This window comes from Actinophytocola gossypii (genome assembly GCF_025165815.1).
Lineage (GTDB): Bacteria > Actinomycetota > Actinomycetes > Mycobacteriales > Pseudonocardiaceae > Actinophytocola > Actinophytocola gossypii.
Window position 1 is genome coordinate 14,471 of sequence record NZ_JAFFZE010000005.1, and the last position, 26,300, is coordinate 40,770.

The window sequence follows — 26,300 nt, forward strand, 5'->3', positions numbered from 1 at the left end:
TACCGTGTTGGCCGAACGCCACGATAGAAGATCTTTTGGCGCCTGTTGGTCGAATCGGGCGAGACTGTCCACGCGCGAATGCCGGTGCGTGAGCCTGAGCAGCTGAGAGGAGAGGCGTGGCCCCGTTCACGCACCGCATCCCCGAGCTCGGGCCAGAAGGGATCGATCACCGATCGGCTGCCAGGTACTTTCTCGGGCTCATCGCGCTGCAGAAGGCCAGCACGGCCTGGGGCGTGGTGACCTCCGGAGTGTGGAACGTCAGCCAGGCGTTCATCCCGGTCTTCATCGGTCTGGCGGTGGATCGCGGTATCACCGGTGGTGACACCGGTGAACTGATCCTGTGGTCCGGCGTCGTCTTCGTACTCGGCCTGGTGCGAGCGGGGGCGGGAGTCGCGTTCTACCGACAGACGATCATCACCCGGACCGTGTCCAGTGGCCTGACGGTGCAGCTGATCACCCGGCATGTCACCAAGCTCGGCCGCTCGCTGTCGCGCGAGCACGACGTCGGCAACCTGACCGCGACGGTGACCTCGGACGTGACCACCATCGGACTCGGGCTGCTGCACGTCGGCCGGGTCCTCGGCTCGGTCGTGGCCGTCATCGCCGTCACCATCATCATGCTGACGATCTCGGTACCGCTCGGCCTTCTGGTCCTGGTGACGGTTCCCGCCCTCCTCGCGCTCAGCGGGCTGCTCCTACGAACCCTGCACCGGAACCAGGACGCCTACCGGTCGCAGCAGGGAAAGTTGGCGGTACGAGCCGTCGACATCGCGTCGGGCCTGCGGGTGCTGCGGGGGGTCGGCGGCGAAAAGCACTTCTCGGCGGCTTTCCATTCCGACTCCGCACAACTGCGGGTCGCCGACACCGAGGTGTCCCGGGCCGAGTCGAGTCTCGATTCGGCCCGCATCCTCGTACCGGCACTGATCACGGCGATCGTCACCTACGCCGCGGCGCGCTTCGCGCTCGACCAGCAGGTGACGATCGGCGAGATGGTGGCGTTCTACGGATTCGCGGTCTTCCTCGCCCTGCCCCTCGACGACATCATGATGGGCGCGAGCCAGGTGACCCAGACGCTCGTCTCGGCCGGTCGGGTGACGGCGTTGCTGAACACCGAAGTGCCGGACCGGACGCGCCCGGACACGCCCACCGGGGACTGGCACGGGGCCCGCCTCGTCGATCCGGTATCCGGATTGGACGTACCACCGTCGACGCTGATGTCGGTCGCCTGCGCCGATTCTTCCGATGCCGACCTGCTCGCTCAGCGGTTGACGCGCTCCGACGACTCCGGCGAGGTCACCCTGGGCGGCGAGCGGCTCGATTCGCTGCCGATCTCGGTCGTGCGTTCCCGAGTGCTGCTGGCGCACAACAGCGACCGGTTCTTCGGTGAAACCGTGCGCCACGAGATCGCACCGTTCGCGTCGGCCGGTCCGGAGCGGATCGCGGCCGCTCTCGAGGTCGCCTGCGCCGGGGACGTCATCGAAGCCCTTCCGGACGGCCTGGACACGAAGATGCACGGGCGCGGCCGCACGTTCTCCGGCGGTGAGTTGCAACGACTGCGACTCGCCCGCGCGATCCTGGCCGACGCCGAGATCACGTTGCTGGTCGAGCCGACCAACGCGGTCGACGCGTACACAGAGGACGCCATCGCCGCGAACCTGGCCAGGTACCACCGCGCTCTTCCGGACGGCCGGAGCACGATCGTGTTCACGGTGAGTCCACTGCTGCTGCAGCACGCGCAGCTGGTCGCCTACGTGGTCGACGGTCGCGTGGTGGCCACCGGGAAGCACCACGAGCTGCTCGAACAGCACCCCGGCTACCAGGACCTGATGATGCGCGACGAAGCCGCGGTGGTCGACGACTGATGAGTGTGCACATGCTTCCCGTCGCCGACCGGCGGACGGTTCGCCGGTTCGTGGTCACGCTCACGCGGCACCACCGGCGAGAACTGGTACTGGTGCTGGTGCAGTACGGGATCGCCGCGGCCAGCGGCCTCGTCGGGCCCAGGCTGATGGGCAACATCGTCCAGGGCGTGCGCGACGGTACGGCGACCACGGGCGACATCACGGCGATCGCCGGCGTGCTCATCGGATTCGTTCTGCTGCAGGCCTATCTCATCCGCGTCGCCTTCCGCGCGGCGGGCCGGCTCGCCGCTACCGTCCTGGGCGAGATCCGCGAGAAGTTCGTCGACGACACGCTCCGGCTTCCGCTGGCCGTCGTCGAGCGAGCCGACAACGGCGATCTGGTGAACCGCGCTTCGCGAGACGTGAACTCGCTGCGCCGAACCGCGCAGAAGGCGATACCTCAGGTCATCGAATGCGCGGTGTGGATCCTGCTCAGTCTCGGCGCGCTGCTGCTGGTGTCCTGGATTCTCCTGCTGGCGGCCCTGGTCGTGGTGCCGCCCCTGCTGATCGTCCTCCGGTGGTACCTGGCCCGCAGCTACGACGCGTTCCTGAGTGAAGCCGAAGCGTCCGCCCGCATCACCGAAAGTCTGACGGCGACCATCCAGGGCGCGACCACCGTCGAGGCGTACGGCCTGGAGGCCGACCGCGTCGACAGCACGGACCGCGACACCCGGGTCTGGTACCAGGCGGTCGACCGGACGCTACGGCTTCGCTCGGTCCTGTACCCGGTCCAGGAGTTCCTCTTCGTCCTGCCGCTGCCCGTCGTCCTGCCGCTCGGGGCCTACGCCTACAGCCAGGGCTGGGTCGACCTGGGCCAGGTCACCGCCGCGACGCTCTACATCCTGCAGGCGATGATCCCGCTCGAGACCATGCTCAGCTGGGTGGCCATCCTCCAGCAGGGCAAGGCGTCCCTGGCGCGCGTACTCGGCGTCGCGGAGACAGAAGAGACCGAGCCGACGCCCACGAGCAACGGCGCCATCTCCTCGTCCGACCTGTCCGCGAGCGGTGTCCACTTCGCGTACGAGGACGGCCCGGAGGTGCTGCACGGGATCGACCTCGCGGTGCGGCCAGGAGAGCGGCTCGCCATCGTCGGTCAGACCGGAAGCGGCAAGTCGACGCTCGCCCGGTTGCTGTCCGGGGTCTACCGCCCGCACGTGGGCGACGTGCGGATCTCCGGGGTGCCGCTGCACGAGATACCGCCGCACGAACTACGCCGGCACGTGATGTTGGTGACCCAGGACCAGTACATCTTCGGCGGCTCGCTCCGGGAGAACCTCGAGATGTCCGCCTCCCGCGCCGACTGGGACGAGCGGGCGCATCCCGACGACCGCGCGCTGTGGCGGGTGCTGGAGACGGTCGGCGCGAGCGACTGGGTCGCCGACCTGCCGGAGAACCTGGACACCGCGGTCGGCGTCGGCGGGGAGTCGCTCACCGACGCGCAGGCGCAACAGCTGGCCCTGGCCCGCCTGTTGTTGGCCGATCCGCCGGTGGTCATTCTCGACGAAGCGACCTCGCAGATCAGTCCGGGTTCGGCCAGAAGCCTCGAGCGGGCGCTCGGGACCGTACTCGAGGGCCGCACCGTCATCGCGATCGCACACCGCCTGCACACGGCATACGACGCGGACCGGATTGCCGTGATGGACCACGGGCGGCTCGTCGAGGTCGGTTCCCACCAGGAACTGCTCGACCAGGACGGCATCTACGCCCGGCTGTGGTCGAGCTGGCTCTGACTCAGTCCCGGCGTCGCTACGCCCGGTCGAAGACGAGGTCGAAGTCCTTGCGCCAGGTCGCGCCCCGGTCGTCGGACGCCTCCCAGCGGCCGTCGATGCGGTCCGGGCCCACCTCGGCGACGAACCGCTGGAACATGTCCGGGTCCTCGCGGCTCAGCGTCCAGTGTGCGCCGTCGAAGGTCATCGGGTAGACGCGGCAGGCGCCGCGTTCGTCGTGGTACAGGGCCACGTACTGGTCGTTCGCGTCGCTGCGGCCCAGGACCAGGACCATCTCGCTGGTGGCCTTGCCGACCTCGCCCTCCATCGTCCAGCGGAAGACCACGAAGGCGTCGCCGAGCCACTCGCCCGTCGCCGAACCGGATACCTCGAGGTCGGCCGGTTCCAGGAACCACGCGTTTCGCAGCGTCGTTCGCCACGTTCCGGTCAGGACGTTCAGGTGCTCCATCGGCTCGCTGCGCATCGGTGTCTCCCGGGGGTCGTAGAACGCCGGTCACGAACCGGCCAATTGTGGCCGGTGGCGCATCGATAGGGTGAATCCCGGGGTCGGCGGTGGCGAGAGGGACGATGTGAGCAGCCACTTCGGGGCGTTGCTGCGGGAGCTTCGACGGCGGGCGGGGTTGACCCAGGAAGCCCTGGCCGACCGGTCCAACCTCGGTGTGCGCACCGTTCGTCGACTGGAGACCGGGGACGGGGCGGACCCTCGGGTCGCCACCGTTCGGCAGTTGGCCGACGCGCTGGGGCTCGCGGACACCGAGCGGGTCGAGCTGCTCGCCGCCGCCGGGCACGTCACGGCCCAACCACCGACACCGGCCGCCCCGGTGGACGACGGGCTGGGCGGCGCGGCCCGCCAGCTCGCGCACGCGGTCCGCACTCGGTGGCAGCGCGAGGAGGAGCAGCGCCAGATCCACGACCCCTTCCCGCTCCCGGTCCGCTGGGAGACCCTGCCGCCCGACCTGACCGACTCCTGGGCGAACATCCGCCAGGTCCGCGCCCAGGACACCGCCACCCCCCTCGACCTGGCCGGGCAGCTCGACCACATCGTCGACGTCTACCGGCGGATCCCGTCCGGGCGGCTGGTGGTGCTCGGGCAGGCCGGCTCCGGGAAGACCATCCTCACCCTGCGCTTCGTGCTCGACCTGCTCGGGAACCGTGCGACCGGGGACCCGGTGCCGGTGATCTTCGGGCTCGGCGCGTGGAACCCGAACACCACCGGGCTGCGGGACTGGCTGATCGAGCAGCTGCTGCGGGACCACCCGGCGTTGAGCGCTCCCGGACCGGACGGCACCACCCTGGCCGCCGCCCTCGTCGAGACCGGGCGGGTGCTGCCCGTGCTCGACGGCTTCGACGAGATCGCCGCCGGACTGCACCGGGCCGCGCTGGCCGCCCTCAACGGCACCACCCTGCCGCTGCTGCTCACCAGCCGCCCGGACGAGTACGCCGCCGCGGTCGCCGGGACCGACGTGCTCACCGCCGCGGGCGGCGTGCGGCTGACCGACCTCACCATCGACGACCTCGCCGGCTACCTCCCCCGCACCACCCGCAAGGCCGAGTGGCACACCGTCCTCGACGAGCTCCGCGACCATCCGCACCTCGCCACCGTGCTGGCCACCCCGCTGATGGTCGGCCTCGCCCGCACCATCTACAGCGACACCCCCGACCACGACCCCACCGAACTCCTCGACACCACCCGGTTCCCCACCTCGGCCGCCGTCGAGGAGCACCTGCTCGGCCGGTTCGTCCCCACCGTCTACCGCTACCAGCCGGAGAACCGGCGCTTCGACCCCGACCACGTCCAGCGGTGGTTCGGTTACCTCGCCCGGCACCTGCACCGGCTCGGCACCCGCGACCTCGCCTGGTGGCGGGTCGGCACCTCCACCCCGCGCTGGGTCCGCGTCCTGATGATCGCGGCCGTCGTCGGGTCGATCGTCGCCGCGGTGGACATCGTCGTCGAGGGGATGGTGCTCGGCGCGACGACGTTGTACCTGGTGTCCTTCGGGACCGTGTTCGGGCTCGGCACCGGGCTGGCGTTCGGGCTCGCCTACGGCCTCGCGACCAGACGGACCGAGCACGAGCCGTCCCGGGTCCGGCTGCGGTTCGGCCGGATGACCAGGCCGTCGGGCGTGCGGCACCGGTTCGGGATCGGGCTCGGCCTCGGCTTCATGGTCGGGATCGGCTACATCATCGTCCGCGACGTGCTGCCCTGGCTCCTGTTGCGCGACGCGCTGTCGCCGCTCGTTGCCGTCGCGGACTCGCTCCTGTTCGGGACCATCTTCGGTCTCTCGGCGGGGTTCGTCGCCGCGCTGTCGGCCCTGTTCGAGACACCGCTGGACATCGAGTCGGTCGCCAGCCCGGCCGACCTGCTGCGCGCCAACCGCTCCACCGTGCTCGTCCAGGCGCTCCTGGTCGGGCTCTCGTTCGCGGTCGTGGCCCAGCTCGTCGGCCGGCTGGTGGTCCTGCTGGCGAACCTGCTGGTGGCCCCCGCCGAGTTCGTGCTCGCCCCGCTGTACACGATTCTGATCGGGATCATCGGCGGCCTCGCCGGCGGGTTGGGGTACGCGGTGAGCCTGACCGCGTGGGGCCAGTGGGTGGTGCTCGCGCGGCTGTGGCTGCCGCTGACCGGCCGGCTGCCCTGGGGCCTGCCGGCCTTCCTGGACGACGCCTACCGGCGCGGGGTGCTGCGGCGCGCGGGTGCGGTCTACCAGTTCCGGCACGCCAGGCTCCAGGACCACCTGGCGCGCTGACCCTCTTTCCCCTGGTCACCGCCCCCGGCCAGAAGTGGCCGGGCGGCTGGCCTGGTTCCGCGCGCCCGCCCGAGGACACGATTCGACCGGCAGGCAACAGGGGAAGGGGACTCCGGGTGACAAGCGGGGACGGGTCCGGCGTCAACTGGGACGCCTACACCCACGACGAGCTGTACCGGATGCTGTGGGAAGGCGCCGACGTCGCGGACGTGAGCGCGGTCGCCGACGAGTGGCGCCGGCACGGCGTCGCGCTGACCGACCAGGCCGCGCGGCTGCGGGACGAGCGGACCGCGCTGCTCGGCTGCTGGCACGGCGAGGCGGGCGAGGAGGCCGCGCACCGGCTCGGCCGGCTGGCCGACCGGGTCGACGAGATCGCCGCGCACGCCGCCGCCGGCCAACGCGCCGCGCAGGACGCCGCCGACGCGCTGGCCAAGGCACGGGCGATGATGCCGCCACCGCCGGCGGACCCGACCACGTTCGCCCCGGCACCGGCCGCCGTACCGTCGCCGGGCTCGTTGGCCCCGGCGCCGATGGGCGCCTCGACACCCGCGCCGACCGACCAGTTCGCGACGGCGCCGAACTCGTTCGCGGATCTGGGGCAGAGCTACGCGGGCATGGGCCAGACCTTCGCCGACCTGGGGCAGAACTACGCGGCCCTGGGGCAGGACATGGCCCAGACCTACAAGACCATGGGGCAGAGCTACGCCGACCTGGGGCGGAACATGGCCCAGACGTTCGGCGGGTCCCAGCCCACCTCGGGCTCCGGCACGGCGTTCAACGCCATCGACACCGGCGGGTACAGCATGTACTACGGCGCCGACGGCGCCGCCCAGCAGAAGGCCCAGGCCGTGCACGCCATGCGGACCTACGAGTCGAGCCTGCGCGCCGGCGACGACCTGATCGCCAGCACCAGCCCGTCCAGCGTCACCCCCATGCCCTTCGGCAACAACCCGGTGGTCACCGCACCCCCCAGCGGAGCCCCGACGGGCCCCGGCGTGCCGTGGCAACAGCTTGTCGGGGGCGGGGGCGGTCCGCTCCGGGTGACCACCCCGACCCCCGGCCCCGGTCCCGTCGCCGGTCTGCTGCCGCCCGTTCCCGGCGCCGCCCCCGCGACGGTCGCCGGCGCCGTGCCCGACGCGGCCTCCGCCCGCCCCGGCGGCCACGGCGTCATGCCGCCGGTCGCCTCGCGCGGCCGGGAGAGCGAGGACGAGGAGCACCGCAACCGCATGCCCGTCATCGACCGGGAGCTGTTCGTCGTGACGACGCGCACCAGCTCCTCGGTCATCGGCTAGAACGTCCAGGAGCAGCCATGTCCGAGTACCGCATCGACCCCGACGAGCTGGCCGAGCGGATCACCGCCCTCACCGCGCTCGCCGACGAGACCGGCGCACTGGTGGCCTCCGCGGGCAAGCTCGCCGAGCACCTGCCGATGCTCGGCACCGCCCCACCCGCCCAGCACTCCGCGGCCCGGCTGAGCGCGGCCGCCGGCCCGGACGGCCTCACCGGCGCCGTCCGCGCGGCGAACGCCGAGCTGGACGGCTTCCACCGCGCCCTGCGCGCCACCGCCGACAGCTACGCCGCCACCGACGCCACCGCCGAGACGACCCTGCGCACCGCCGAGGACCGGTCGTGACCACGACGGTCGCCGAGTCGGTCCAGTTCGGACTGGTCGAACTGGACCTGCTCGCCACGCACGCCGGGGTCGGCTTCCCGTACCCGCTGCGGGTGCCGTCCTTCGGCCGGGTCGCCGAGGACCGGGACAGCCTGCTGGCCACCGCCGGGTACACGCTGCGCGAACGCGGGCTCGCCGACGAGCACGGCCCCACCGGCACCGCCGCCGACCTGGTCGCCGCGCTGCGCGAGCACCGCGGCACGGTCGACGTCGTGGTCGTCCGGCCCGGCGGCGCGACCGGAGCCGTCGCGCTCCCGCACCGCACCGGCGTGGTGGTCTGCGACCAGGTGCTCGACGACGACCTCGCCGCCACCGTCCGGGTCCGGCGGGTCCCGCGCGCGGCCCTGGCCGACGAGCTGACCGCCCTGATCCCGGACGTTCCCGCCGCGCCGACGTTGCCGATCACGCTCCCGCCCGGCGTGGTCGGCGACGCGCTCCGGCTGGTCGACCAGGACGAGGCCGCCACCCGGCAACGCCTCCGCGACCTCGTGCGCGACCAGGGCGGCGACCCGGGCGTCGTCGACCAGCTCGCCGGCCTGCTGCCGAGCATCACCGGCCGCGGCCAGCTCGGCGCGACCCGACGCACCGACGCCGGCACCGTCCGCGCCGGCACCGATCTGTCCTGGTTAGACGGTCCACAGGGGAGGGTCCGGATCGACCAGGCCGACGACGGCTGGACGAGCGTCAACGCGCTGCGCCCGGCCGAGCTGCGGACCGCGATCACCGCGGCCGCCGAATAAGGGGATCAAGAAGGGGAAACACGAAATGGACACAGCACGACGATCGGCCCGAGACTGGCTCGCGGACTACGACGCCCGCCTCACCCGTGCCGCCGAGGGGGCCGAGGCGGCCAGCGCCGGCCTGCGGGAGGTCGGCGGAACCGCGAGCTCGCCGCGCGGTGAGGTGACCGTGTCGGTCGGCGCCAGCGGAGCGCTCGAGGACCTGCGGCTGACACCGGCCGCCCGCGCCCTCGAGGCCGACGCCCTCGCCCGGCTCATCCTGAACACCGCGCGACAGGCCCAGCACGCCGTCGGCACCCAGGTCATCGACATCATGACCCGGTACCTGGGCGACGGGCCGGCGCTCGACATGGTCAAGGCCAACCTCCCGGAGGTGGCCAAGTGACCGGCTTCGGCACCTCACCCGACCAGCTGCTCGGTCACGCCGGCACTCTCGGCGGCGTCGCCGACCGGCTCATCGACGTCGGCGGCCGGCTGCCCGACGGGCTCGGCGAGGCGTCCCTCGGCGCGTTCGCCCAGTTCCTGACCGCCGGACTCGGCGGGGCGATGGGCCAGACCAGGGACGCCTACACCCACGCCGCGTCCGCCGTGGACACGATGGGCATGGGGCTGCGGCAGGCCGCCGACGACTACCGCCGCGTCGACGACGACCACGCCGGCACCTTCGAGGGGGGAGTCCGATGAGCACGGCGACCGAGGTGGCGACGACGGAGCAACCGGCGGCCAAGGAACAGCCCACCACCGCCGAGCTGCTGGTCGAGCTGCGGCTCACCACCGACGCGGTGCGCGGCAAGGCGTGGCTGTCCGGCGAGATCACCGGGTCGACGGCGACGCTGAGCGCGCTCGGCTCCACCGAGAACCCGCTGACCGGGCTCTCCGGCGCCGGCCTCGACTGGCTGATGCCGATGGTGTCGTTCCTCGAGGAGCCGCTCAACCAGCTGCGCGGCAACCCCGACCCGGTCGCGGCCGGCGCCGACGGCTTCGACGGCGCCGGGCGAGACACGGCCACCGTGGCCGACGACTACCGCCGCTCGACCACCGAGGAGACCGACGAGTGGGCCGGCGAGGCCGCCGACGGCTACCGCGCGGCCGGTGCCCAGCAGGCCGACGGGCTCGCCGCGCTCGGCGAGGCGAGCACCACGGTCGCCAGCGCCGTAGCGGGTGCCGGTGAGGTGGTCGCGCAGGTCGTCGACATCGTGACCCGACTGGTCGCCGAGGCCGTCGGGAAGATCGTCCCGATCATGACCCAGGCGGTGGCCGCCGCTCCGGCGACGTTCGGCCAGAGCATCGTCGCGGCCATCCCGCAGTGCGTCGGCATCGCCGTCGACTACGGCCAGCGGATCCTCGGCAAGCTGGCGGCCCTGCTGGCCAGCGGGGACAACCTGCTCAAGCTCGTCGACGCCGCGCTCGCGGTCCTCGACCTGGTCAAGCAGGTACTGACCCCCATCGGCCAGCAGAGCACCCAGCCAGAGCAGCAGCAGACCACCCAGCCGGAAGACCAGCAGACCACCGAGCCGGACGACCAGCCGAGCACGGACCGCGAAGAGGAGCTCGTGTGACCAGGAAGATCACCCGGTGGTTGGTGACCGCCGCGCTCACCGCCACCGCCGGCACCGCGTTCGCCGCCCCCGCCCAGGCGGCCGACCACCCGGACACCCAGACCGTGCTGGACCAGTACCTCCTGCAGGCCGGTCCCGGCGCCGCGGTGTACGCCGGCGACGGCACCGAGTCGTGGACGGTCGCCAGCGGAACGTCGAGGTTCGGCGCGAACCGGCCGATCGAGGCCACCGACCACTTCCGGATCGCCAGCCAGACCAAGACGTTCGTCGCGACCACCGTGCTGCGACTGGTCGACGAGGGCCTGGTCGACCTGGACGCGCCGATCGAGACCTACCTGCCCGGCGTGGTCGGCGGCGAGCACTACGACGGCAACGCGATCTCCGTCCGGCAGCTGCTCCAGCACACCAGCGGGATCGCCAGGGACGCGATCAACGCCCAGGCCAACCCGGACGGCACCTTCGACCTCGCCGAGCTGGTCCGGGCCGGCCTGGCGCAGGCGCCGCAGTTCGCCCCCGGCACCGGCTACGGGTACTCGAACATCAACTACCACGTGCTCGGCATGCTCATCGAGGCGATCACCGGCCAGCCGTACGCGGACGCGGTCGCCGACCTGGTCATCGAGCCGCTCGGCCTGACCGCCACGTCGGTCCCGGCCCCGGGCGACCGGTCGCTGCCCGACCCGTACGTGCACGGCTACCAGGGCGTCCGCATCGGCTCGTTCCAGTTCTGGATCGAGACGACGTCGAACCTGGAGATGACGTACGCGGCGAGCGCGGGCGCCATGACGTCCACGCTGACCGACCTGGCGACGTTCCACAGCGAGCTCGACACGCTGCTGTCCCCGGCGTCGCTGGCCGAGATGCGTACGACCGTGCCCGGCGCGCACAACCTGGACTACGGCCTGGGCATCATGCGCCTGAACCTGTCCTGCGGCGGCGAGGCCTGGGGCCACGCCGGCAACCTCACCACCGGCCACTCCTCGGTGACCATGGTCACCGACGACGGCCGGTACGCCTCGATGACGACGAACACGTTCCCCGCCGGCGAGAACGCACCGACCCGGTACGACGTGCTGGGTACCGCCCTGTGTGAGGCCTAGCGGCCCACGCACTACCGTGGGTGGATGCGGGTACTGATCACGGGTGCCGCGCGGGGGATCGGGGCCGCGCTCGCCAGGCGGCTGGCCGGGCGGGGCGCGCGGGTGGCGCTGTGCGGGCTGGAACCGGAGACACTGGCCGGCGTCGCGGACGAGTGCGGGGCGCCGTGGCGGGAGTGCGACGTGGCCGACCGGGACGCCGTGGAGCTGGCGGTCGGGGAGCTGGCCGGCGAGCTGGGCGGACTGGACGTGGTGGTCGCGAACGCCGGGATCGCGCGGCAGCTCGCCGTCGTCGGCGGTGACCCGGAGGTGTTCGAGCGGACCATGCGGGTCAACACGCTCGGCACGTACTACACGCTGCGCGCGGCCGGCCAGCACGTGTCGCACCGGCGCGGGTACGCGCTCGCGGTGTCCTCGCTCGCTGCCGCGGTGCAGCTGCCGCTGCTCGGCGCCTACAGCGCGTCGAAGGCCGCGGTCGAGGCACTGGGCAACACGCTGCGCGTCGAGCTGGCGCCGTCCGGAGCCCGCGTCGGCGTGGCCTACTTCGCCGAGCTGGACACCGACATGACCAGCCGCGGCTTCGGCACCCGCGCGGCGGCGGCGCTCACCGGCGGCGGCACGGTCACCGGCACCGCGCCGCTGGCCGGTGCGGTCGACGCGCTGGAGCGCGGTATCGCCCGGCGGGCCAGGCGGATCGTCTCGCCGCGCTGGGTCGGTCCGCTGCTGCCGCTGCGGATGGCGGTGCAGCCCGTGGTGGAACGGCACCGCCGGTCGCACGTCGCGGCCGCGCTGGAGATCGCCCGCACCGAGGACGCGCCGTTCACGACCCCGCAGCCGGACTCGTGACCGCCGGCGTGCGTCCTGGCTCGCGGCGCGAGGTCGGACTGTTCACCTGGGTGGCCGCGCGGGTCGCCGGCCGGGTGGCGGGCACCGGGCCGCTGAACCTGTTCCTGGTCCTCGGCCGGCACCGTCGGCTGTTCCGGGGCTGGCTGCGGTTCGCCGGCCGCCTGATGCCGGGCGGCGTGCTGCCGAGGCGGGAGACGGAGCTGGTGATCCTGCGGGTCGCGCACCTGCGGGAGTGCGCCTACGAGCTGGCCCACCACCGCCGGCTGGCCGCCCGCGCCGGCGTCTCCGAGGCCGACGCCGAGCGGGTCGTCGCCGGACCCACGGCCGACGGCTGGACGTCCCGCGAACGCGCGCTGCTCGCCGCCACGGATCTGCTGCACCACGAACGCGACCTGTCCGACGAGGCGTGGCGGGCACTGTCCCGGCACCTCGACGAGCGGGAGTGCGTCGAGCTGTGCCTGCTGGTCGGCCACTACGAGCTGCTGGCGACAGCGATCGCCGCGCTCCGGATCGAACCGGAGCGCGGCGATCGCGGTCAGGTACGGCGCCGGGCGAGGTAGACGGTCGCGCCGCCGGCGAGCAGGAGCACGGCGCCGATCGACACCGGAAGGATCGTGCTCACCCCGGTCCTGGCCAGCACGTCGTCGTTCGCCGCGGGCGTGACGCCGCCCCGGGCGTCGCCGCCGCCTGGGGTCTCGGTGGTCGTGGTCGGCGGCTCGGTGGTCGGCTCGGTGGTCTCCGGGGGAGTGGTCGGCGCGCCGCCGGCGGTGCACGTCGCCTGGGAGAGCACGACGTCCGCGCCGGCGATGCCGCCGATCGGGCCGCCGACGGTCACGTGCACGGCGTTCACCGTCAGCGTGTCGCCGGTGCGGATCTGCTCGCCGATCCGGACCGTGGCGACGTCGAGGACGTTGATCGTCGCGGGGGCGGTGACGTCGATCCGCTGTCCGAGCACGGTCAGCTCCGCGATGTTCGACTCGCCGGTGAGGCCGTCGGGGCCGGCCTGGCACTCCGCGGTGACCGCCTTGGCGCTGAGGACGCCCTGGACGACGGCCTGGGCGATGTCGGCCCGGCTGGTGAGCACGCCGTCGCCGTCGACGTCGGAGGCGGCGTCGAGCACGCTCGCGCTGACCAGGCCGGCGAGGTCGGGCCCGATCCGGGCGACCGACTCGGCGCCGCCGTCCGGGTAGCTGACGCTCGGGCGCGGGTCGATCTCGACCAGCGGCGCGTCGAGGAGCTCGGTGCGCACGGAGAGCGCGAACGCGGAACCGCTGGGGCCGTCCGGCGGGTCGGCGGCGGCCGGGCCGGTGCTCAGCAGAGCGGCCAGCACGGTGGCGCCCGCGAGTCCGCCCACGGTGGTCAGGGAACGACGCAAGGTCAACTCCACTTCTGAGCTGTGATCGGGGAATGCGGCCCAGAATCGCTCCCACCGATGGCCCAGTCAATGGTCGGAGCTGCGACGGAGCGTGGTCGAAAACAGCCCGGAAAGTGTCTGTGTCCGATGGTCGACACTGCCCGTTCCCCCAGGTCCGCCACGGAAGAAGCACCAAAGCCCGATGCCCTGAGTCGTTCGAGGAGCGTTACTAGGCTGTTCGGGTGATACAACCGTGATGTAGCTCATGTCGGACTGGTCGAAAATCGGAATGCCGCCGTGAACGCCTTTCCGGTCATTTGATAAGGGGCCATCCGCCGCGACCGGCGTGGCCGCCCCGGGATGACAGGTGAATCGATAACCAGATGTCGATCGGTCCCGAAACCTTCCCATGGGGTGCCCTCGTGTGTTCGGATGGTCACAGCAGGTTGGTGTGACAGATGGAGGCAAAGTGAAACGGACACGATGGTTCGCGGCATTAGTCGGCGCGGCACTCGTCGCCACCACGGTCGTCAACGTGGTCGGTACCCCGCAGGCCAGTGCCGCGCCGGCGTTCCAGATGCCCTTCCCCTGCGGGCAGACGTGGCAGGGTCAGACCAGGACCAACCACAGCCCGGCGAACGCGGTGGACTTCAACCGCACCAACGACTCCGGTGACCCGGTGGTCGCGTCGGCCGGCGGCACGGTGTCCAGGGTCGCGAACGAGGGCAACACGAGCTACGGCCGGTGGATCGAGATCAACCACGGCAGCGGCTGGACCAGCCGGTACGCTCACCTGTCGGTGCAGCGCGTCAGCGTGGGCCAGAGCGTCTCGAAGGGCCAGCGGATCGGCGACGTCGGCAACACCGGCGGGTCGACCGGCGCGCACCTGCACTACGAGCAGCGCTCCGGCGGCGTCGCGGTGAAGATCAGGTTCAACGGCTCCCAGATCTACTACTGGGGCACCCGCAGCTACACCAGCAACAACTGCGGTGGCGGCGGCAACCCGTACACCCCGCAGGAGGTCTGCGGCTCCGGCTACTCGGTGATCAACTCGCACCGGCTCGGCGACGCAGGGCGGGTCTACCTGCTGTACAACTCCGGCAAGAACTGCGTGGTCACCATCAAGACGACCAACGTCGGCAAGGCGACCCCGATGTCGGCCTTCCTGGAACCCCAGGGCGGCACCCGGGGGACCGACTCCGGCTCGTTCTCCTACTACGCCGGGCCGGTCGTCAAGTCCGCCCCCGGCACCTGCGTCAAGTGGGGCGGTTCCGTCGGCTCCGCCAGCTACACCAGCCCGTGGGAACACTGCGGCTGACCCGGTGAACCGGGGCGGGCCGGCGCCCGCCCCGGTTCAGTTCCAGAACCCGCAGTGGTGCTCGGCCGCGAGGTCGACCGGGCGGATGTCACCGGGCGCCAACGACCGGGTGTACCCGGTGTCGAACTCCGGCCACCCCGGGATCCGGCCCGTCTCGGCGAACGTCGTCCAGTCCTCGATGATCCGGTCCGACAGCCGCTGCTGACCCGCCGTGAACGGCGGCGCCATCCCGCCGAGGTCGAACAACGACCACAGGTCCGACGCGTGCTGCGCGCCCATCGGCATCGTCGGCGGCAACGGCGACAGCGGCGGTGCCTGCGGGTCGGCGTACTCGTACTGGAACACCCTGGTGTGCCGGGCCAGCTTCCGGGACGTCGCGTACTGCGAGCACGCCCACTTCCGGTCGGTGACGATCGCCGACCAGGCCAGCGCCGCCGAGTCGTAGTCCGACCGCGGGTACTCGGCCCGGACGGCGGCCTCGTCGTCCCCGAACGTCGCCGCGAGGACGGCGTCGTAGGTCCGCTCGCTCATCGCCTGCCCGCCGTCGTAGATCGAGGTCGACGAGGTGGCCTCGTTCCGGGTGTTGCCGGCCAGCACCGGCACTCGGTGGAACCAGCCGCGCCGCACCGCGTCGGCGGGGTGCAGCGGCAGCACCGGCGTCCCGTAGGCGGGCTTGATGAACTTCCGCTGCACCGGCATCAGCGCGTCCACCGACAGCCCCCGCAGACAGGCCAGGGCGGTCGTGGGGTCTCCGCACCCGAGATCCGCCGCCACCCGCCGCCCCTGCTCCTCGACGCCGCCGACCGGCGGAAAGATCGACGCCGCCCGCTCGCCCCGGTACTCGAAGTTGTCCAACCAGGACAGGTCGCACGACCCGCTCTGCATGATCGCCCGGTCGAACAACCCGGCCGCCGAGGGCGAGGTCAGGTGTGCGCAGGCGCTGATCCCGCCCGCCGACTGCCCGGCCACGGTCACGTTCCCCGGGTCCCCGCCGAAAGCCCCGATGTTGCGCCGCACCCAGCCAAGCGCCGCCTGCTGATCCCGCAGCCCGAACGTCCCCGACCCCTTCAGTTCCGGATGCCCGAAGAACCCGAACACCCCCAGCCGGTAGTTGACGGTGACGACCACGACGTCCCCCCTCGCGGCGAGCCGCGTCGCGTCGTAGCTGCCGCCGGCGCCCATGTAGAAGCCCCCACCGTGCAACCACACGACGACCGGTCGCCGGTCCTGCCCCGCCGGCGCGGTGACGTTGAGGTAGAGGCAGTCCTCGCTCCGGCTCTCCTCCGGCAACTCACCCCGGTGTTGCGCACAGGCCGGTGCGGGCCGGGTCGCGTCCCGAACACCCCGCCACCGCTGCGCCGGCGCCGGATCCCGCCACCGCAGCGCCCCCACCGGCGGCGCCGCGTACGGAATCCCCCGGAACACCACCGCGTCCCCGTCCACGGTTCCCCGCACCAGCCCCGTTTCGGTCCGCGCCAGGCTCGGATCGGTCCCCGCACTGGCCGGAACCCCGCCCACCAGCCCGAACACCACCGCGACCACCGCCGCGCACCGCTGCCACCCGTTCATCCCGTGCCCCCTTTCGTCGCCCCCAGTCCACCGCGACCGCGCCCCGGGCCACCAGCGCCCAAAGCAGCCGACGATGTCGACGAAAGTCTGATTCGGGCGGCGGTCAGTCGCCCGAGCGCGGCAGGGGAGTGCCGACCGGCACCAGCTCGGCGACATCGGGATGTGCCTCGGCCAAGCCCTGGTCGAACGTGACCAGGCGTCCGTCCCGCTGACGGGCGACCTGTGCCAGGTAGGTGTCGGTGACCTGCCGGTGCCCGATGACCCCGGTGAGTGGAACGTCGCGATAGGACACGTCGTCGGCCCAGAACTCGTGCCGTCCGTCCTCGGCGAGCGCGGCGAGGATCGCCTGCGCGGTCACCGCCGACTGGCCTTCGCGGATCAGCAGCCGAACCAAGCTGCTCTGGGTGATCGGGCAGGTCGCGAACGGCTCGTCGGTTTTCGCGAGCCACGTCTCCGCGGCCGGGTGATGCACGTGGTCGACGACCACCAACGCGATGAGCACGTTGGCGTCGAGCAGGTTGGTCACGAGTCGTCGTCCAGCGAACGCACGTCCTCGGTGGTGACGACGGTGCCGAGCCGGACGACGGGCAGGCCGGTGGTGCTGCTGCGGGTCACCGTCGTGCTGCCGCCGCCCTGACTGAGCCCCCGACGCATCAGGTCGGCGACGGTCTCGCTGAGCGTCCGGGACGTGTCCCGCGCGATCGACAACGCCTGCCGATGCAGATCGTCCGGGAGATCGACGGTGGTTCGCACACCCCTAGACATCAGCGCATCACGGTGTGCTGATGATGCAATTCGGTTGATCCACCCTGTTCCTACGGAGGATCGTTGCCCCGGTTGATCTTCCGGCGGCCTGGGGGACCGAACATGACCTACAAGCACAGCAGTGCCGAGAAGGCGGACATCGCGAAGCGGTTCACGATCCTGCGCACCCAGGTCGGCTCCGGCGTGCACGGGGTGTCCATCGACGACCAGGACGACCGCGACGAGATGGGCATCTGCGTCGAGCCAGCCGAGTACGTCGTCGGCCTGCGGCGGTTCGAGCAGTACGAGTACCGCACCCAGCCGTTCGGTCATCGTTCCGGGCCGGGGGACCTCGACCTGATCGTGTACTCGCTGCGGAAGTGGATGCGCCTCGCGCTACAGGGCAACCCGACGGTGCTGCTGCCCCTGTTCGTGCCAGACACCGAGGTCGTGGAGATCGACCGGCACGGCCGGTACCTCAGGGCGCACCCCGAGCTGGTGCTGTCCCGGCAGGCGGGGGAGCGGTTCGTCGGCTACCTGCGTTCCCAGCGCGACCAGCTCCTCGGCCTCAAGGGCAGGAAGCACACCAACCGCCCCGAGCTGGTCGAGCGGTTCGGGTTCGACACCAAGTTCGCATACCACATGGTCCGCCTCGGCGTGCAGGGCGTCGAACTGCTGACCGACGCCCACGTCACCCTCCCGATGCCCGACGAGTGGCGCACGTGGCTCCGCGAACTCCGCCGAGGCGAGCACACCAAGGAGGAAGCACTGGCCGCCGCCGACGACCTCGAGGCACGACTACTGACCCTGCTCGACACGAGCCACCTGCCCCCGAAACCCGACCACACCGCGGCCGACGCCTGGCTCATCGACGTCTACCGCTCCACCTGGGACTCCTGACTCAGGTGGGTGCGTGCGTCGGTAGTCCGACGTCGCGCGCGGCCGTGGCGAGTTCGTGGTCGTAGGTGACGAAAGCGGTCAGGTCGCCCCGAAACGGGTCGGCGGTGGCGAGGTGCACGGCGTCGAGCGAGCCCAGCTTCGCTGTGCGGTATGTCTTCGCCCGCGCCAGCACGGTGCTGGTCAGGTCGGCGACGTACACGCCGTGCACTGCCTGGTCGACCAGGTATGGCACCCGCTCGTGGTCGACTCCGATCCGGAGCAGTGCGCGGGTGATCTCCAGTTCGGCGAGTTCGCTCGTGAGCAGTTCGGTGTCCGGCGGCAACCGCTGACGCCAGGACCGGAGCGCGTCGGTCTCCGCTTCGCGCTTGATGAACTTCAGCAAGACGCACGAATCGAGATAGATCACCGGTTGCGCTCCCGATCGCGATCCGCGATCAGGAGATCGGTGAGGCTTTCTGTTTCGGGCACAAGGTCATCGACGACATCCGGCATGCCGGACTGGGCCGGAGCGCGCACCTCCCCGTTCGCGACCAGTTGGTGGAGCATGTCGCCCGTTCGCGGTTCGGGCACCATGCGGAGCACCGGTCGCCCCCGGTCGGTCACGAGGATGCTGTTCCCGGCGCGGACACGAGCCACCGCTCTCGACGGGTTCTGGTTCAGCTCTCGCAGACCGATTGTCTCCACGGGCACCAATGTACCTACAAGACGTAGTTATGACCAGTGCGGGGAAGCGCCGGGTCGCGGCCCTGAGTCATCCTGCCTTCTTCGGCTTGTACGCGTCCTCGTCGACCGGGTACGACCTCACGCATGCGCGCGGCGACCTCGGCGGACGCCGTGGCCCGCGCCGCCAGCACGGCCGAGGTGAGATCGGCCGACAGCTGCTCGGTCCTGGGCCGCCTGCGGTCGACCGGTGCGATCGTGACGGCCACGAGCGCGCCCGCACCGGTCACCGTCGCCGTCACCCCGCCCGCGCTCGCCGTGAACCGCTTCGCGGCCAGTTCGGCGGTGACCCGGTCCAGCCGGTCGGTCAGATCCCGTGCCTCGCGGTCCGCGCCGTCGGCGAGCCGGGTGAGCTCGGCGATCGCGGAGTCGGTTGCGTAGTCGATGGCGGAGTCGCCGGTCATCGCCGCGTCCTTTCCTCGGTTAGTTCGTCGAGCAGTTGGTCGACCTGGGCCACCAGCTGGACGCCGGTGGCCGGGGTGAACGCGACCCACCCGTCGCGCCGCAGCTGCAGGAAGCGGCCCGCAGGGGTGTCGTGGTAGCCGACGACCCGCCGCGCGGCACGCAGCCGTCCGTCCCGGTCCGCCCGGCGGGCGCTGAACTGCCCGCGCGCCAGCGCGCCAGCGCACATCCGGCCGACCGCGCGAGCGTCCGCCGGGCGCTCGCCGAGCGTGATCAGGCTCTCGGCTCGACACCGCCATGGGTTTGCACCGGCGCTACCTCCGCGCGCTCGCCCAGACGGCGTGGCAGGACGGCGTGGTCACCGAGGCTGAGCGTGCGGACCTGCTGGCGGTGGCGGGTCTTCTCGGCCTGACACCCGATGACGTCGACTCCGTCCTGACCGACGCCCGCAGTGAGCAGCACCCACCGAAGTGGGGGGCCTTTCGCCTGCAACCGGGGGACACCGTCGCGTCACCGGCCAGATGACGACCCAACGCGACGAGTGGGAGACCCGAGCGGCGGCCTTCGGTCTCACCGTCACGGCCGGCGGCGTCACCAAGCGCACGCGCCTGCTCGTGGCCGCCGACCCGGACTCCCTGTCCGGCAAGGCCGGCAAGGCCCGGCAGTACGGGCGAGGACGCCTTCGCCACCCTGCTCGACCAGCTTCGCTGAGCTGACCTCACGTCCGACGGCTGTACCGCCGCTCACCCCGCGGGCCGCGGCGGTCCAGCAGGCCACCTTCGTAGAGCGCGCGGAGCAGATCCTGGGCATGGTTGGCGCTCACCCGCAACGCCGTGCGCACGTCGGCGTTGTTGATCGACCGGCCGGCGGCCAGCTCCCACACCGCACGCAGCTCGGGGTCGTCGAGCACCTCGGGTTCGGCACGCTGCTGTTCCGCTCGCGGCTCGGCGAGCACGTACCGCGTCCCTCGACGCTGTCCCTGCTTGTCGAGTAGTCCTTCGGCGACCATGGCCGCGAGCGTGGTCCGAGCCGCGTCGGCGTCCACCCCGAGAAGGTCCCGAACGATCTCGTTGGTCAGCGCCTGCCGACCGGCCGCGTGCAGCACCCGGGCACGGTCCTCGTCGGTCACCACCGTTCTGGTGGCCCACAGCCTCTCGGGCTCGCCGGTGGACGCCACACTTCCTGGCAGGACGTAACGCGTACCGCGGGTCTGACCGGTCCGTTCCAGCAACCCGGCCGAGACCATGCGCGTCAGCACCTCGCGTGCCTCCGCGGTGGTCATCCCGTACTCCTCGGCGACCTGGGCCGACGACAGCGGACCGGCGTTGGCCAGCGTCGTCAATGACCTGGTCAGCTCGTCGTGCGTCAGGTCCGACACCGTGGGAGACGGTGGCGGTGGCGCCGTCACCACGGGGTCGATGGGAACGGCGACAACCGGCACCGACTCGACGGCTTCGATCTCGTCGGGCTCGAGGTCGTCCTGCACGGCCTCGTCTGGCGCCAGTGCGGTCCTCGTCGGGGTCCACACCGTCTCGGGAGCGTCGGTTCCGGTGGCGTGTGGGCCGATGCCCAACCGGTCGAGCGTGGGCCACAGCGACGACAGCGCGCGTTCGCGATTCAGGTAGTACTGGGACTCTCGCACCCGCCAGAACGTCCAGCCGCAGCGCTTCAGCTCCTGTTCGCGCTGGAGGTCGGCGGCGCGCTGTTCCGGGGTGGTGTGGAAGGCGTCGCCGTCGCACTCAACGGCCAGCTTGCCCGCTGCCCCGGTCACCACCAGGTCGATCCTTCGGCCGTTGGTCTCCACCTGCGGGGTGACGTGGTACCCGCGTGCGCTGATGTCGAGGAACACGCGCTGTTCGAACAGCGAGTCGAACGGTGGCTGCCGGACGTCGGCTGAGACGTCGGTGAGTGCCGGCGACAGCGGTGCCGAACCGGTGCTCAGCATGTAGGTCAGCAACGAGTGGCGCAGGTCGTTGGTGCGCAGCAGATCGGCGGTTACCGAGTGGAACAGCCAGAGTTGGTCCTGAGCTCTGGAGGCGGCCACGTTGAACCGGCGACGAAACTCGTCCCGGGTCAGCGCCGCGAAGTTCTGTTCCGGCGCGACGACCAGCGACAACCACACCACGTGTCGTTCGTCGCCCTGGAAGTCTGGTGGCGTGCCGACCCGGAAGCGCCGCCGGTCCCAGTCCTCGGCACTCATCCGTGCGCTGATCTCGGCCGTGATCACGTCCACCTGGGACTGTCCCTGCAGCACCACCACACCGAACGTCTTGCCCTCGTACGCCGGGTCCTCGAGACAGGCCAGCACGGAGTCCGCGATGGCCCGCGCCTCCGCGGGATTGGTCAGAGTGGCGTTCTGCCCCTCGACATAGCCACCGTCCACGTAGGTGGTGCGCAGCGGGGGCAATCTGTCGGCGCCGAACTGCCGCACCGGGACGAGCGGGGCGTCGCGGTAGAACTCGTTCGACGACCAGGCGATGATCTCCGGCATACACCGGAAGTGCTCGCGCAGGCGGACCATCTGTCCGAAGCGGGAGCGCAGCATCGAGAAGACGCTCGACTTCGGGGTGAGGTCCGCCCGAAGGTACTGCGGGACGTCCGGCAACTCGGTGTCCAACCGCTGGAAGATCGGGTCGAGCGAACCGGCGCCGATCTCGGGGGGCGTGCACTGCTTGTCGTCGCCCACCACGATCACCCGGGGTGCCAGCCACAGCAGGAAGCTGCTGGTCAGCTCCGCCTGGCTGGCCTCGTCCACGATCACCACGTCGAACGCGTTGGGTTCGGCCGGGATCGACGCGAGCACCTGCTGCACCGGCATGACCCAGGCAGGCACGGCTCCCTGGGCGACGACCATCGCCTCCCGGGCCGCCTGCCGGAACTTCTCCGCGTACTTGCCGGTGCCCTTTCCGACGTTCGCCATGGCCGACCGGTAGCTCTGCAGGGCTTGCACCTGGCGAGCGCTCATCCGCTCCATCGAGGCCTTCCATGCCTTGGCTGCGGCGAGGTCGACGGTCAGCACGGAGACGTCCCGCACCGTCGAGTGCAACTCGGCGTCGAGCTGGTCCTCCAGGCCGGGCTGGGCTCGTTGGTCGAGCCACGTCCTGGCGCACGCCCACGCCCACGCCGATGACCACCGCGTGAGCCGCGCCGACCACGCGGGGTCGTCCGGCGTTTCGGCCAGCATGATGCGCAGTCCGGGCGCGGCGGCGGCGAGCCGCTGGTCGAGCTCATCGCAGACGTGCTGGTCGCGCTGCTGGGTCCGCGCGTGCTCCAGGCTGATCAATGCCTCGACGTAGCGGTGCGGATCCATCGTCTTGATCGCGTCCGCCACGGCCATCAGCTCCGGTGGCCGTGCGGTCGTGGGAACCAGTGCGAGTACCTCATCGGCTGTGCGGTCCACCTCGGCCCGTGCCAAGGCGGCCTGCATGCTGTCCGCCACGGCGCTCGTCACCGAGCCGATCAGGTCCAGACGTTCAACCGACGTCAGCGGAGGGCGAGTCGTCGCGGGCAGGACGGACAGGGGTTGCACGAGTTCGGTGCGGGCAGCGAGTACCGCGTCGACCAGCGAGCAGACGTGCCGAACCTGCCGCAGGCGCTCCACCAGGGAGCCGCGGTCCAGGTCCAGTGCAATCGTCAGCCCGAGGGGCGCGAACCCCATGGCGAGAATCCTGGCCAGCGCCAGGACCCGCAGGTGCCTGGCGGCGGTGGTGGCCGTCTCGCTTGTGCTCGGCACGGTGCCCGCGACCAGGACGGCGTCGCCGAGGGCTTCGACGGCCTTCTGCTCGTCGCTCTTGAACACCTTGCGCAGCTGCCCACCGGAACCGAGGTGTGCGGCGAACCGTTCGAAGACGCCGGCACCGATCTCCGGATCGAGGCCCGATGACACCGACACCTGGACGAAACCGGCGTGCTGGTCGTGCGCGATCGCATCGTCGACGAGCGGGAGCTGCCCGGTCGCGCGCTGCCACAGGTGCAGTGAGGTGCCGGCGAGCAACGAGTCGGTGAGGTGGAGTGCCCACGCGGCGTCGGTGGGCGCGGCGCGTAGGGCGGCGGTCGCCTCCGCGGTCCGGCGGCAGGCGGCGTCGAGGTCGTGCAGTACCTGGCCGGGCAACGCACCGAGGACGGCGACCAGCCCGCTCGCGTCGTCGGCCCGCACGGAGTCGCCCCGGGCGACGGTCTCGGCCTGCTTCGCCAACCACGTGTCGGAAGGGAGCGAGCCGGTCTTCGGAATCCGTTGGTCGCGACGCGAGCGGCGCTGGTCGCTTCCGGTGCGCATGAGTTCGACCAGCTGGAGGATCTCGCTCGACGAGAGCGGCTCCTGGCCCGAGACCTGTCCGGGGATCCAGCCGTCGACCTCGGCGTTCGCGGTGGACTGCCTGGCAATGTCCGCGAGCGTGCCGCCGTATCCGGGTGCGATCTCGGGATGCCGGTACGTCTCCGACTCGCGCAGGGCGCGGATGTCCTCGACGATCCTGCTCTGTCGAGCCCGAGCGCCGCCGCGCCGCGCGGTCAGGTCGGCGATCCGCCGAGCCACCGCCGCCGGGTTGAAGTCGGTCTTCGCGCCAGCCAACGCCGCGACGCTGCGAGCCAGGTCGGAGTTGCCCCGTGCGGACGCGTCGGTGAGCGAGACGCAGAGATCCTGCATCTGCGGTGGCAGCTTGTCCCGCAGGACCCGCAGGGCCTGCGCCTTCTCGGCGGTCACCAGGATCCGCTGCCCACTGGCCAGCAGCGCGCTGACCAGGTTGGCGATCGTGTGGGTCTTGCCGGTGCCAGGAGGACCCTCCACGACGACGCCGCTGTCGCCGCCGAGCCGGCCGATGATCTGCGCCTGGTCGTCGTTCGCGGGCAGCGGGAAGAGCGGGTCCTCGGCCAGCGCGGCACCGCCGACCTCGCCGGTGCGTTCCAGCCACGCCAGCCGGTCCGCCGGCTCGATAGCCTCGACGAGCTGGGCCAGGCCAAGCGGAACGGGAGTGTCCTCGTCGTTGAGCGACTTGGTGATCGCGTCGTAGTACTCCCGGAGTGCGAACGCTCCACGCCGGCGGGCCACCAGGGCCGGAGCGAACCCGAGCTGGGTGGTCTGCCCGCTCGGCAGCGCCCAGTCATCGCTCACGGTGTGCCCGGTCACCAATGCCCGCCCGGCCCACTCCTTGAGGTACGCGACCGCGGCCGGGTCCAGCGGCGAGGACACCGTCTCCAGCAGGCGATCGCGCAGAACCGCCGTACCGCTCTGGTCGAACATCTCCAGACCGGCCAGCACCTCCTCGGCCTCGATGCGGACGGCGCTCTCCGGCATGAGCGTGCACACCATGGCGCCGGACTGCTGGTCCTGCTCGACGCTGACGGCCTGGGTGAGCAGGTGCACCCGGACACCGGCCTCACCTTGTTCGCCGGGAGCGTGCAGCAACCCGGCGGCGACGACGATCTCGATCGACTCCGGGCGTTCCTGCGCGATCCGGTGCAGGTCGAACAGCTTCTGGAACAGCTCGGCGCGCGGCCGTCGCCGACGTTCCTCGGCCGCCCAGGGCCGCCAGTCGCGCATCCAGGTCGAGAACTGCCGGGTCACGTCGGGGTGATCGGCGATCGAGCTGGGCCGGCTCGCCCCCGGCAGGACGACGCGGTCCCGCAGTACAGGTTCGTCGAGCGACCCCTTGACGCGCTCGACCCAGGGGACAACGACCCGTGGGCAGGGCGGCTCGGGATCGCGCCGCACCCGGTCGGCCCGCAGGATCTCGTCGCCCGGCTCGGTCGCGGTGCGCACCGGAAGGTGCTCGGCCGCGTCGGCGAGCAGCAGCATCTCCTCGTAGGCGGTGATGGACCGGATCGGCCGCGTCTTGGCGACGGCGAGCTGCCGGAGCACACCCATGAGCCGGCGGACCTTGTCGCGCAACACGGGATCGTGTTCAGGGAGGTGGGCCACGGAAATCCCGTCCTTGCCGTGTGGACCATCAAAGTGGTGGTGCCCGAGCAGCACTCCCTGCCTGCATCGTCAGTGCACCACGCAAACGTCACACGCGCACGCGAGATTCGTCCGATCGGGCTAACCGGTCGGACGGGCTCAGAACAGGTCCGGTGGCAGTACCTCGGCCAGGTTGCGCAGTTGAACAGGCGAGGCGTGTCGGGCCACGAAATCTCGAAGCGACAGCGGGTCGGCACCGAATCGCTCCTCGTATCGGGCGCGAAGGTGCTGGGACGGCCTGGACAGCAGATTGGTGACCACGGGGTGCCGACGCGCAGGAAACGTATTGGTTTGTCGCCAGCCACCCATAGCTCGGGCCTGCGCCCGGACCGGTCGAGCGCGAGGTGAACGAGGTCTGCGGTCACAGTGCGTTTGCGCATCTTGTCGCCGCCGGACCATAGCGAGAACTTGAACTCGGCCACGCTGTCCGAATCGGAAGCTCGCCGATATGCGAATCCATGGTTTGCGTGTTGTGGAACAGTTCGGCCTCAACGCATCAAAGGACGCAGAGAAGTATCCGCGCGTATGGTCGACGAGTGGTGGAAGATCTGGACCTCACGGCCAGGATTAACCCGCGAAATCGCTGGACTTGAGCGAGTTGGTGATCGCGCGTGTCAGCAAACACAGGTTTACCGGTGTGGGTGCCGACTGGTCAGGCGGGTGGACCGACCTCGACCTGCGCCACGGGTTCTACGACACGCGCCAGGGGCGGCGGTTCACGATCGACCCCACTGTGCAGGTCGAGATCCTCGATCGGTTGCTGGAGCTGAAGCTTCAAGTGTTACGACGAAGAGGTCAAGGCCGGGCGGCACGCCATCAGGCGCAAGAGCGCCAAGGCTGCGGCCCGCCCGTAGCCGAGGAGGGGACGCTGTTCTTTGGCTGATCGGTGAGGCGTCTCCGGTCAGGGCCGTTCGGTGCTGGCGATGATCATATCTCGGCAGGTCAGCAGCGTAGCCGTGCTCACCGAGCGGTGGCCAGAGGCGGCCGTCATCAAGCGCTACCGCGAGCGCGTCAAGCGTCGCAGCACGCGCGTTACAGCCTCGGCAGGAAT

General features: G+C 71.3%; 27 protein-coding genes. 17 read left to right on the plus strand and 10 right to left on the minus strand.

Features of this window, described 5'->3' with window-relative positions; all coding sequences use genetic code 11:
- Nucleotides 1–116 precede the first annotated feature (116 nt).
- Nucleotides 117–1,862, plus strand: a complete 1,746-nt coding sequence (locus JT362_RS04310; protein ID WP_260189694.1) for an ABC transporter transmembrane domain-containing protein — start codon at nucleotides 117–119, stop codon at nucleotides 1,860–1,862.
- Nucleotides 1,862–3,631 carry an ABC transporter ATP-binding protein gene (locus JT362_RS04315; RefSeq protein ID WP_260189695.1) on the plus strand — a complete coding sequence of 590 codons (1,770 nt, stop codon included), beginning with the start codon at nucleotides 1,862–1,864 and terminating at the stop codon, nucleotides 3,629–3,631. Before JT362_RS04310 ends, JT362_RS04315 begins: the two co-directional genes overlap by 1 nt.
- Before the next feature lie 16 nt (nucleotides 3,632–3,647).
- On the opposite strand, the gene JT362_RS04320 is transcribed toward JT362_RS04315, so the two are convergent.
- Nucleotides 3,648–4,091, minus strand: coding sequence for a hypothetical protein (locus tag JT362_RS04320; RefSeq protein ID WP_260189696.1), 444 nt, complete (start codon nucleotides 4,089–4,091; stop codon nucleotides 3,648–3,650).
- A gap of 106 nt (nucleotides 4,092–4,197) precedes the next feature.
- On the opposite strand from JT362_RS04320, the gene JT362_RS04325 reads away from it, so the two are divergent.
- The 10 genes from JT362_RS04325 (at nucleotide 4,198) to JT362_RS04370 (ending at nucleotide 12,846) form a co-directional block, all read left to right on the plus strand.
- Nucleotides 4,198–6,372: a helix-turn-helix domain-containing protein gene (locus JT362_RS04325; protein WP_260189697.1), complete on the plus strand. Its 2,175-nt coding sequence runs from the start codon at nucleotides 4,198–4,200 to the stop codon at nucleotides 6,370–6,372.
- A 116-nt stretch (nucleotides 6,373–6,488) separates the two neighbouring features.
- Nucleotides 6,489–7,664: a PPE domain-containing protein gene (locus JT362_RS04330; protein WP_260189698.1), complete on the plus strand. Its 1,176-nt coding sequence runs from the start codon at nucleotides 6,489–6,491 to the stop codon at nucleotides 7,662–7,664.
- Nucleotides 7,665–7,681: 17 nt separating this feature from the next.
- The gene (locus JT362_RS04335; protein WP_260189699.1) at nucleotides 7,682–8,005 is read left to right on the plus strand and encodes a hypothetical protein; all 324 of its coding nucleotides are present in this window, start codon (nucleotides 7,682–7,684) and stop codon (nucleotides 8,003–8,005) included.
- Nucleotides 8,002–8,784: an ESX secretion-associated protein EspG gene (locus JT362_RS04340; protein WP_260189700.1), complete on the plus strand. Its 783-nt coding sequence runs from the start codon at nucleotides 8,002–8,004 to the stop codon at nucleotides 8,782–8,784. Before JT362_RS04335 ends, JT362_RS04340 begins: the two co-directional genes overlap by 4 nt.
- Before the next feature lie 25 nt (nucleotides 8,785–8,809).
- Complete coding sequence (locus JT362_RS04345) at nucleotides 8,810–9,169, plus strand: YbaB/EbfC family nucleoid-associated protein (protein ID WP_260189701.1); 360 nt, start codon at nucleotides 8,810–8,812, stop codon at nucleotides 9,167–9,169.
- Nucleotides 9,166–9,468: a WXG100 family type VII secretion target gene (locus tag JT362_RS04350; protein ID WP_260189702.1), complete on the plus strand. Its 303-nt coding sequence runs from the start codon at nucleotides 9,166–9,168 to the stop codon at nucleotides 9,466–9,468. Before JT362_RS04345 ends, JT362_RS04350 begins: the two co-directional genes overlap by 4 nt.
- Nucleotides 9,465–10,343 carry a WXG100 family type VII secretion target gene (locus JT362_RS04355; RefSeq protein ID WP_260189703.1) on the plus strand — a complete coding sequence of 293 codons (879 nt, stop codon included), beginning with the start codon at nucleotides 9,465–9,467 and terminating at the stop codon, nucleotides 10,341–10,343. Before JT362_RS04350 ends, JT362_RS04355 begins: the two co-directional genes overlap by 4 nt.
- Nucleotides 10,340–11,443, plus strand: coding sequence for a serine hydrolase domain-containing protein (locus JT362_RS04360; protein WP_260189704.1), 1,104 nt, complete (start codon nucleotides 10,340–10,342; stop codon nucleotides 11,441–11,443). Before JT362_RS04355 ends, JT362_RS04360 begins: the two co-directional genes overlap by 4 nt.
- A gap of 24 nt (nucleotides 11,444–11,467) precedes the next feature.
- The gene (locus tag JT362_RS04365; RefSeq protein ID WP_260189705.1) at nucleotides 11,468–12,286 is read left to right on the plus strand and encodes an SDR family NAD(P)-dependent oxidoreductase; all 819 of its coding nucleotides are present in this window, start codon (nucleotides 11,468–11,470) and stop codon (nucleotides 12,284–12,286) included.
- Nucleotides 12,283–12,846 carry a carboxymuconolactone decarboxylase family protein gene (locus JT362_RS04370; RefSeq protein ID WP_260189706.1) on the plus strand — a complete coding sequence of 188 codons (564 nt, stop codon included), beginning with the start codon at nucleotides 12,283–12,285 and terminating at the stop codon, nucleotides 12,844–12,846. The genes JT362_RS04365 and JT362_RS04370 overlap by 4 nt, the downstream gene beginning before the upstream one ends.
- Here JT362_RS04370 and JT362_RS04375 read toward each other — a convergent pair.
- Nucleotides 12,822–13,640, minus strand: coding sequence for a choice-of-anchor P domain-containing protein (locus JT362_RS04375; protein WP_260189707.1), 819 nt, complete (start codon nucleotides 13,638–13,640; stop codon nucleotides 12,822–12,824). The two genes, JT362_RS04370 and JT362_RS04375, sit on opposite strands and share 25 nt — an antisense overlap.
- A 469-nt stretch (nucleotides 13,641–14,109) precedes the next feature.
- On the opposite strand from JT362_RS04375, the gene JT362_RS04380 reads away from it, so the two are divergent.
- A complete protein-coding gene (locus tag JT362_RS04380) occupies nucleotides 14,110–14,958 on the plus strand; it encodes a M23 family metallopeptidase (RefSeq protein ID WP_260189708.1) in 849 nt (282 codons plus the stop codon).
- A gap of 36 nt (nucleotides 14,959–14,994) precedes the next feature.
- On the opposite strand, the gene JT362_RS04385 is transcribed toward JT362_RS04380, so the two are convergent.
- The 3 genes from JT362_RS04385 to JT362_RS04395 form a co-directional block, all read right to left on the minus strand.
- Entirely contained in the window at nucleotides 14,995–16,527 is a 1,533-nt protein-coding gene (locus JT362_RS04385; protein WP_260189709.1) for a carboxylesterase/lipase family protein, read from the minus strand.
- A 103-nt stretch (nucleotides 16,528–16,630) separates the two neighbouring features.
- The gene (locus JT362_RS04390) at nucleotides 16,631–17,053 is read right to left on the minus strand and encodes a TA system VapC family ribonuclease toxin (protein ID WP_260189710.1); all 423 of its coding nucleotides are present in this window, start codon (nucleotides 17,051–17,053) and stop codon (nucleotides 16,631–16,633) included.
- Nucleotides 17,050–17,280, minus strand: a complete 231-nt coding sequence (locus JT362_RS04395; protein ID WP_260189711.1) for an antitoxin — start codon at nucleotides 17,278–17,280, stop codon at nucleotides 17,050–17,052. Before JT362_RS04395 ends, JT362_RS04390 begins: the two co-directional genes overlap by 4 nt.
- Before the next feature lie 114 nt (nucleotides 17,281–17,394).
- Between JT362_RS04395 and JT362_RS04400 the strand changes: the two genes are divergently transcribed.
- Complete coding sequence (locus JT362_RS04400; RefSeq protein WP_260189712.1) at nucleotides 17,395–18,171, plus strand: DNA polymerase beta superfamily protein; 777 nt, start codon at nucleotides 17,395–17,397, stop codon at nucleotides 18,169–18,171.
- Nucleotide 18,172: 1 nt separating this feature from the next.
- On the opposite strand, the gene JT362_RS04405 is transcribed toward JT362_RS04400, so the two are convergent.
- The 4 genes from JT362_RS04405 to JT362_RS04420 are packed head-to-tail and all read right to left on the minus strand — an operon-like array spanning nucleotide 18,173 to nucleotide 19,570.
- Nucleotides 18,173–18,577, minus strand: coding sequence for a type II toxin-antitoxin system VapC family toxin (locus tag JT362_RS04405; protein WP_260189713.1), 405 nt, complete (start codon nucleotides 18,575–18,577; stop codon nucleotides 18,173–18,175).
- Nucleotides 18,574–18,855 (minus strand): type II toxin-antitoxin system Phd/YefM family antitoxin, encoded by a 282-nt coding sequence (locus tag JT362_RS04410; RefSeq protein WP_260189714.1) that lies wholly within the window; start codon nucleotides 18,853–18,855, stop codon nucleotides 18,574–18,576. The genes JT362_RS04405 and JT362_RS04410 overlap by 4 nt, the downstream gene beginning before the upstream one ends.
- 14 nt (nucleotides 18,856–18,869) lie before the next feature.
- Nucleotides 18,870–19,295 carry a YbaB/EbfC family nucleoid-associated protein gene (locus tag JT362_RS04415; RefSeq protein ID WP_260189715.1) on the minus strand — a complete coding sequence of 142 codons (426 nt, stop codon included), beginning with the start codon at nucleotides 19,293–19,295 and terminating at the stop codon, nucleotides 18,870–18,872.
- On the minus strand, nucleotides 19,292–19,570 hold the full coding sequence (locus JT362_RS04420; protein ID WP_311202662.1) for an ESX secretion-associated protein EspG: 279 nt from the start codon (nucleotides 19,568–19,570) through the stop codon (nucleotides 19,292–19,294). The genes JT362_RS04415 and JT362_RS04420 overlap by 4 nt, the downstream gene beginning before the upstream one ends.
- A 20-nt stretch (nucleotides 19,571–19,590) precedes the next feature.
- Here JT362_RS04420 and JT362_RS04425 point away from each other — a divergent pair, with 20 nt between their 5' ends.
- Together JT362_RS04425 and JT362_RS04430 are read left to right on the plus strand one after the other, a co-directional pair.
- Nucleotides 19,591–19,818, plus strand: coding sequence for a hypothetical protein (locus tag JT362_RS04425; protein ID WP_260189716.1), 228 nt, complete (start codon nucleotides 19,591–19,593; stop codon nucleotides 19,816–19,818).
- On the plus strand, nucleotides 19,815–20,009 hold the full coding sequence (locus JT362_RS04430) for a hypothetical protein (RefSeq protein WP_260189717.1): 195 nt from the start codon (nucleotides 19,815–19,817) through the stop codon (nucleotides 20,007–20,009). The genes JT362_RS04425 and JT362_RS04430 overlap by 4 nt, the downstream gene beginning before the upstream one ends.
- Before the next feature lie 2 nt (nucleotides 20,010–20,011).
- On the opposite strand, the gene JT362_RS04435 is transcribed toward JT362_RS04430, so the two are convergent.
- Nucleotides 20,012–25,180: a PDDEXK-like endonuclease domain-containing protein gene (locus JT362_RS04435; RefSeq protein WP_260189718.1), complete on the minus strand. Its 5,169-nt coding sequence runs from the start codon at nucleotides 25,178–25,180 to the stop codon at nucleotides 20,012–20,014.
- A 658-nt stretch (nucleotides 25,181–25,838) separates the two neighbouring features.
- On the opposite strand from JT362_RS04435, the gene JT362_RS04440 reads away from it, so the two are divergent.
- Complete coding sequence (locus tag JT362_RS04440) at nucleotides 25,839–26,132, plus strand: hypothetical protein (RefSeq protein WP_260189719.1); 294 nt, start codon at nucleotides 25,839–25,841, stop codon at nucleotides 26,130–26,132.
- The last annotated feature ends 168 nt before the right edge of the window (nucleotides 26,133–26,300 follow it).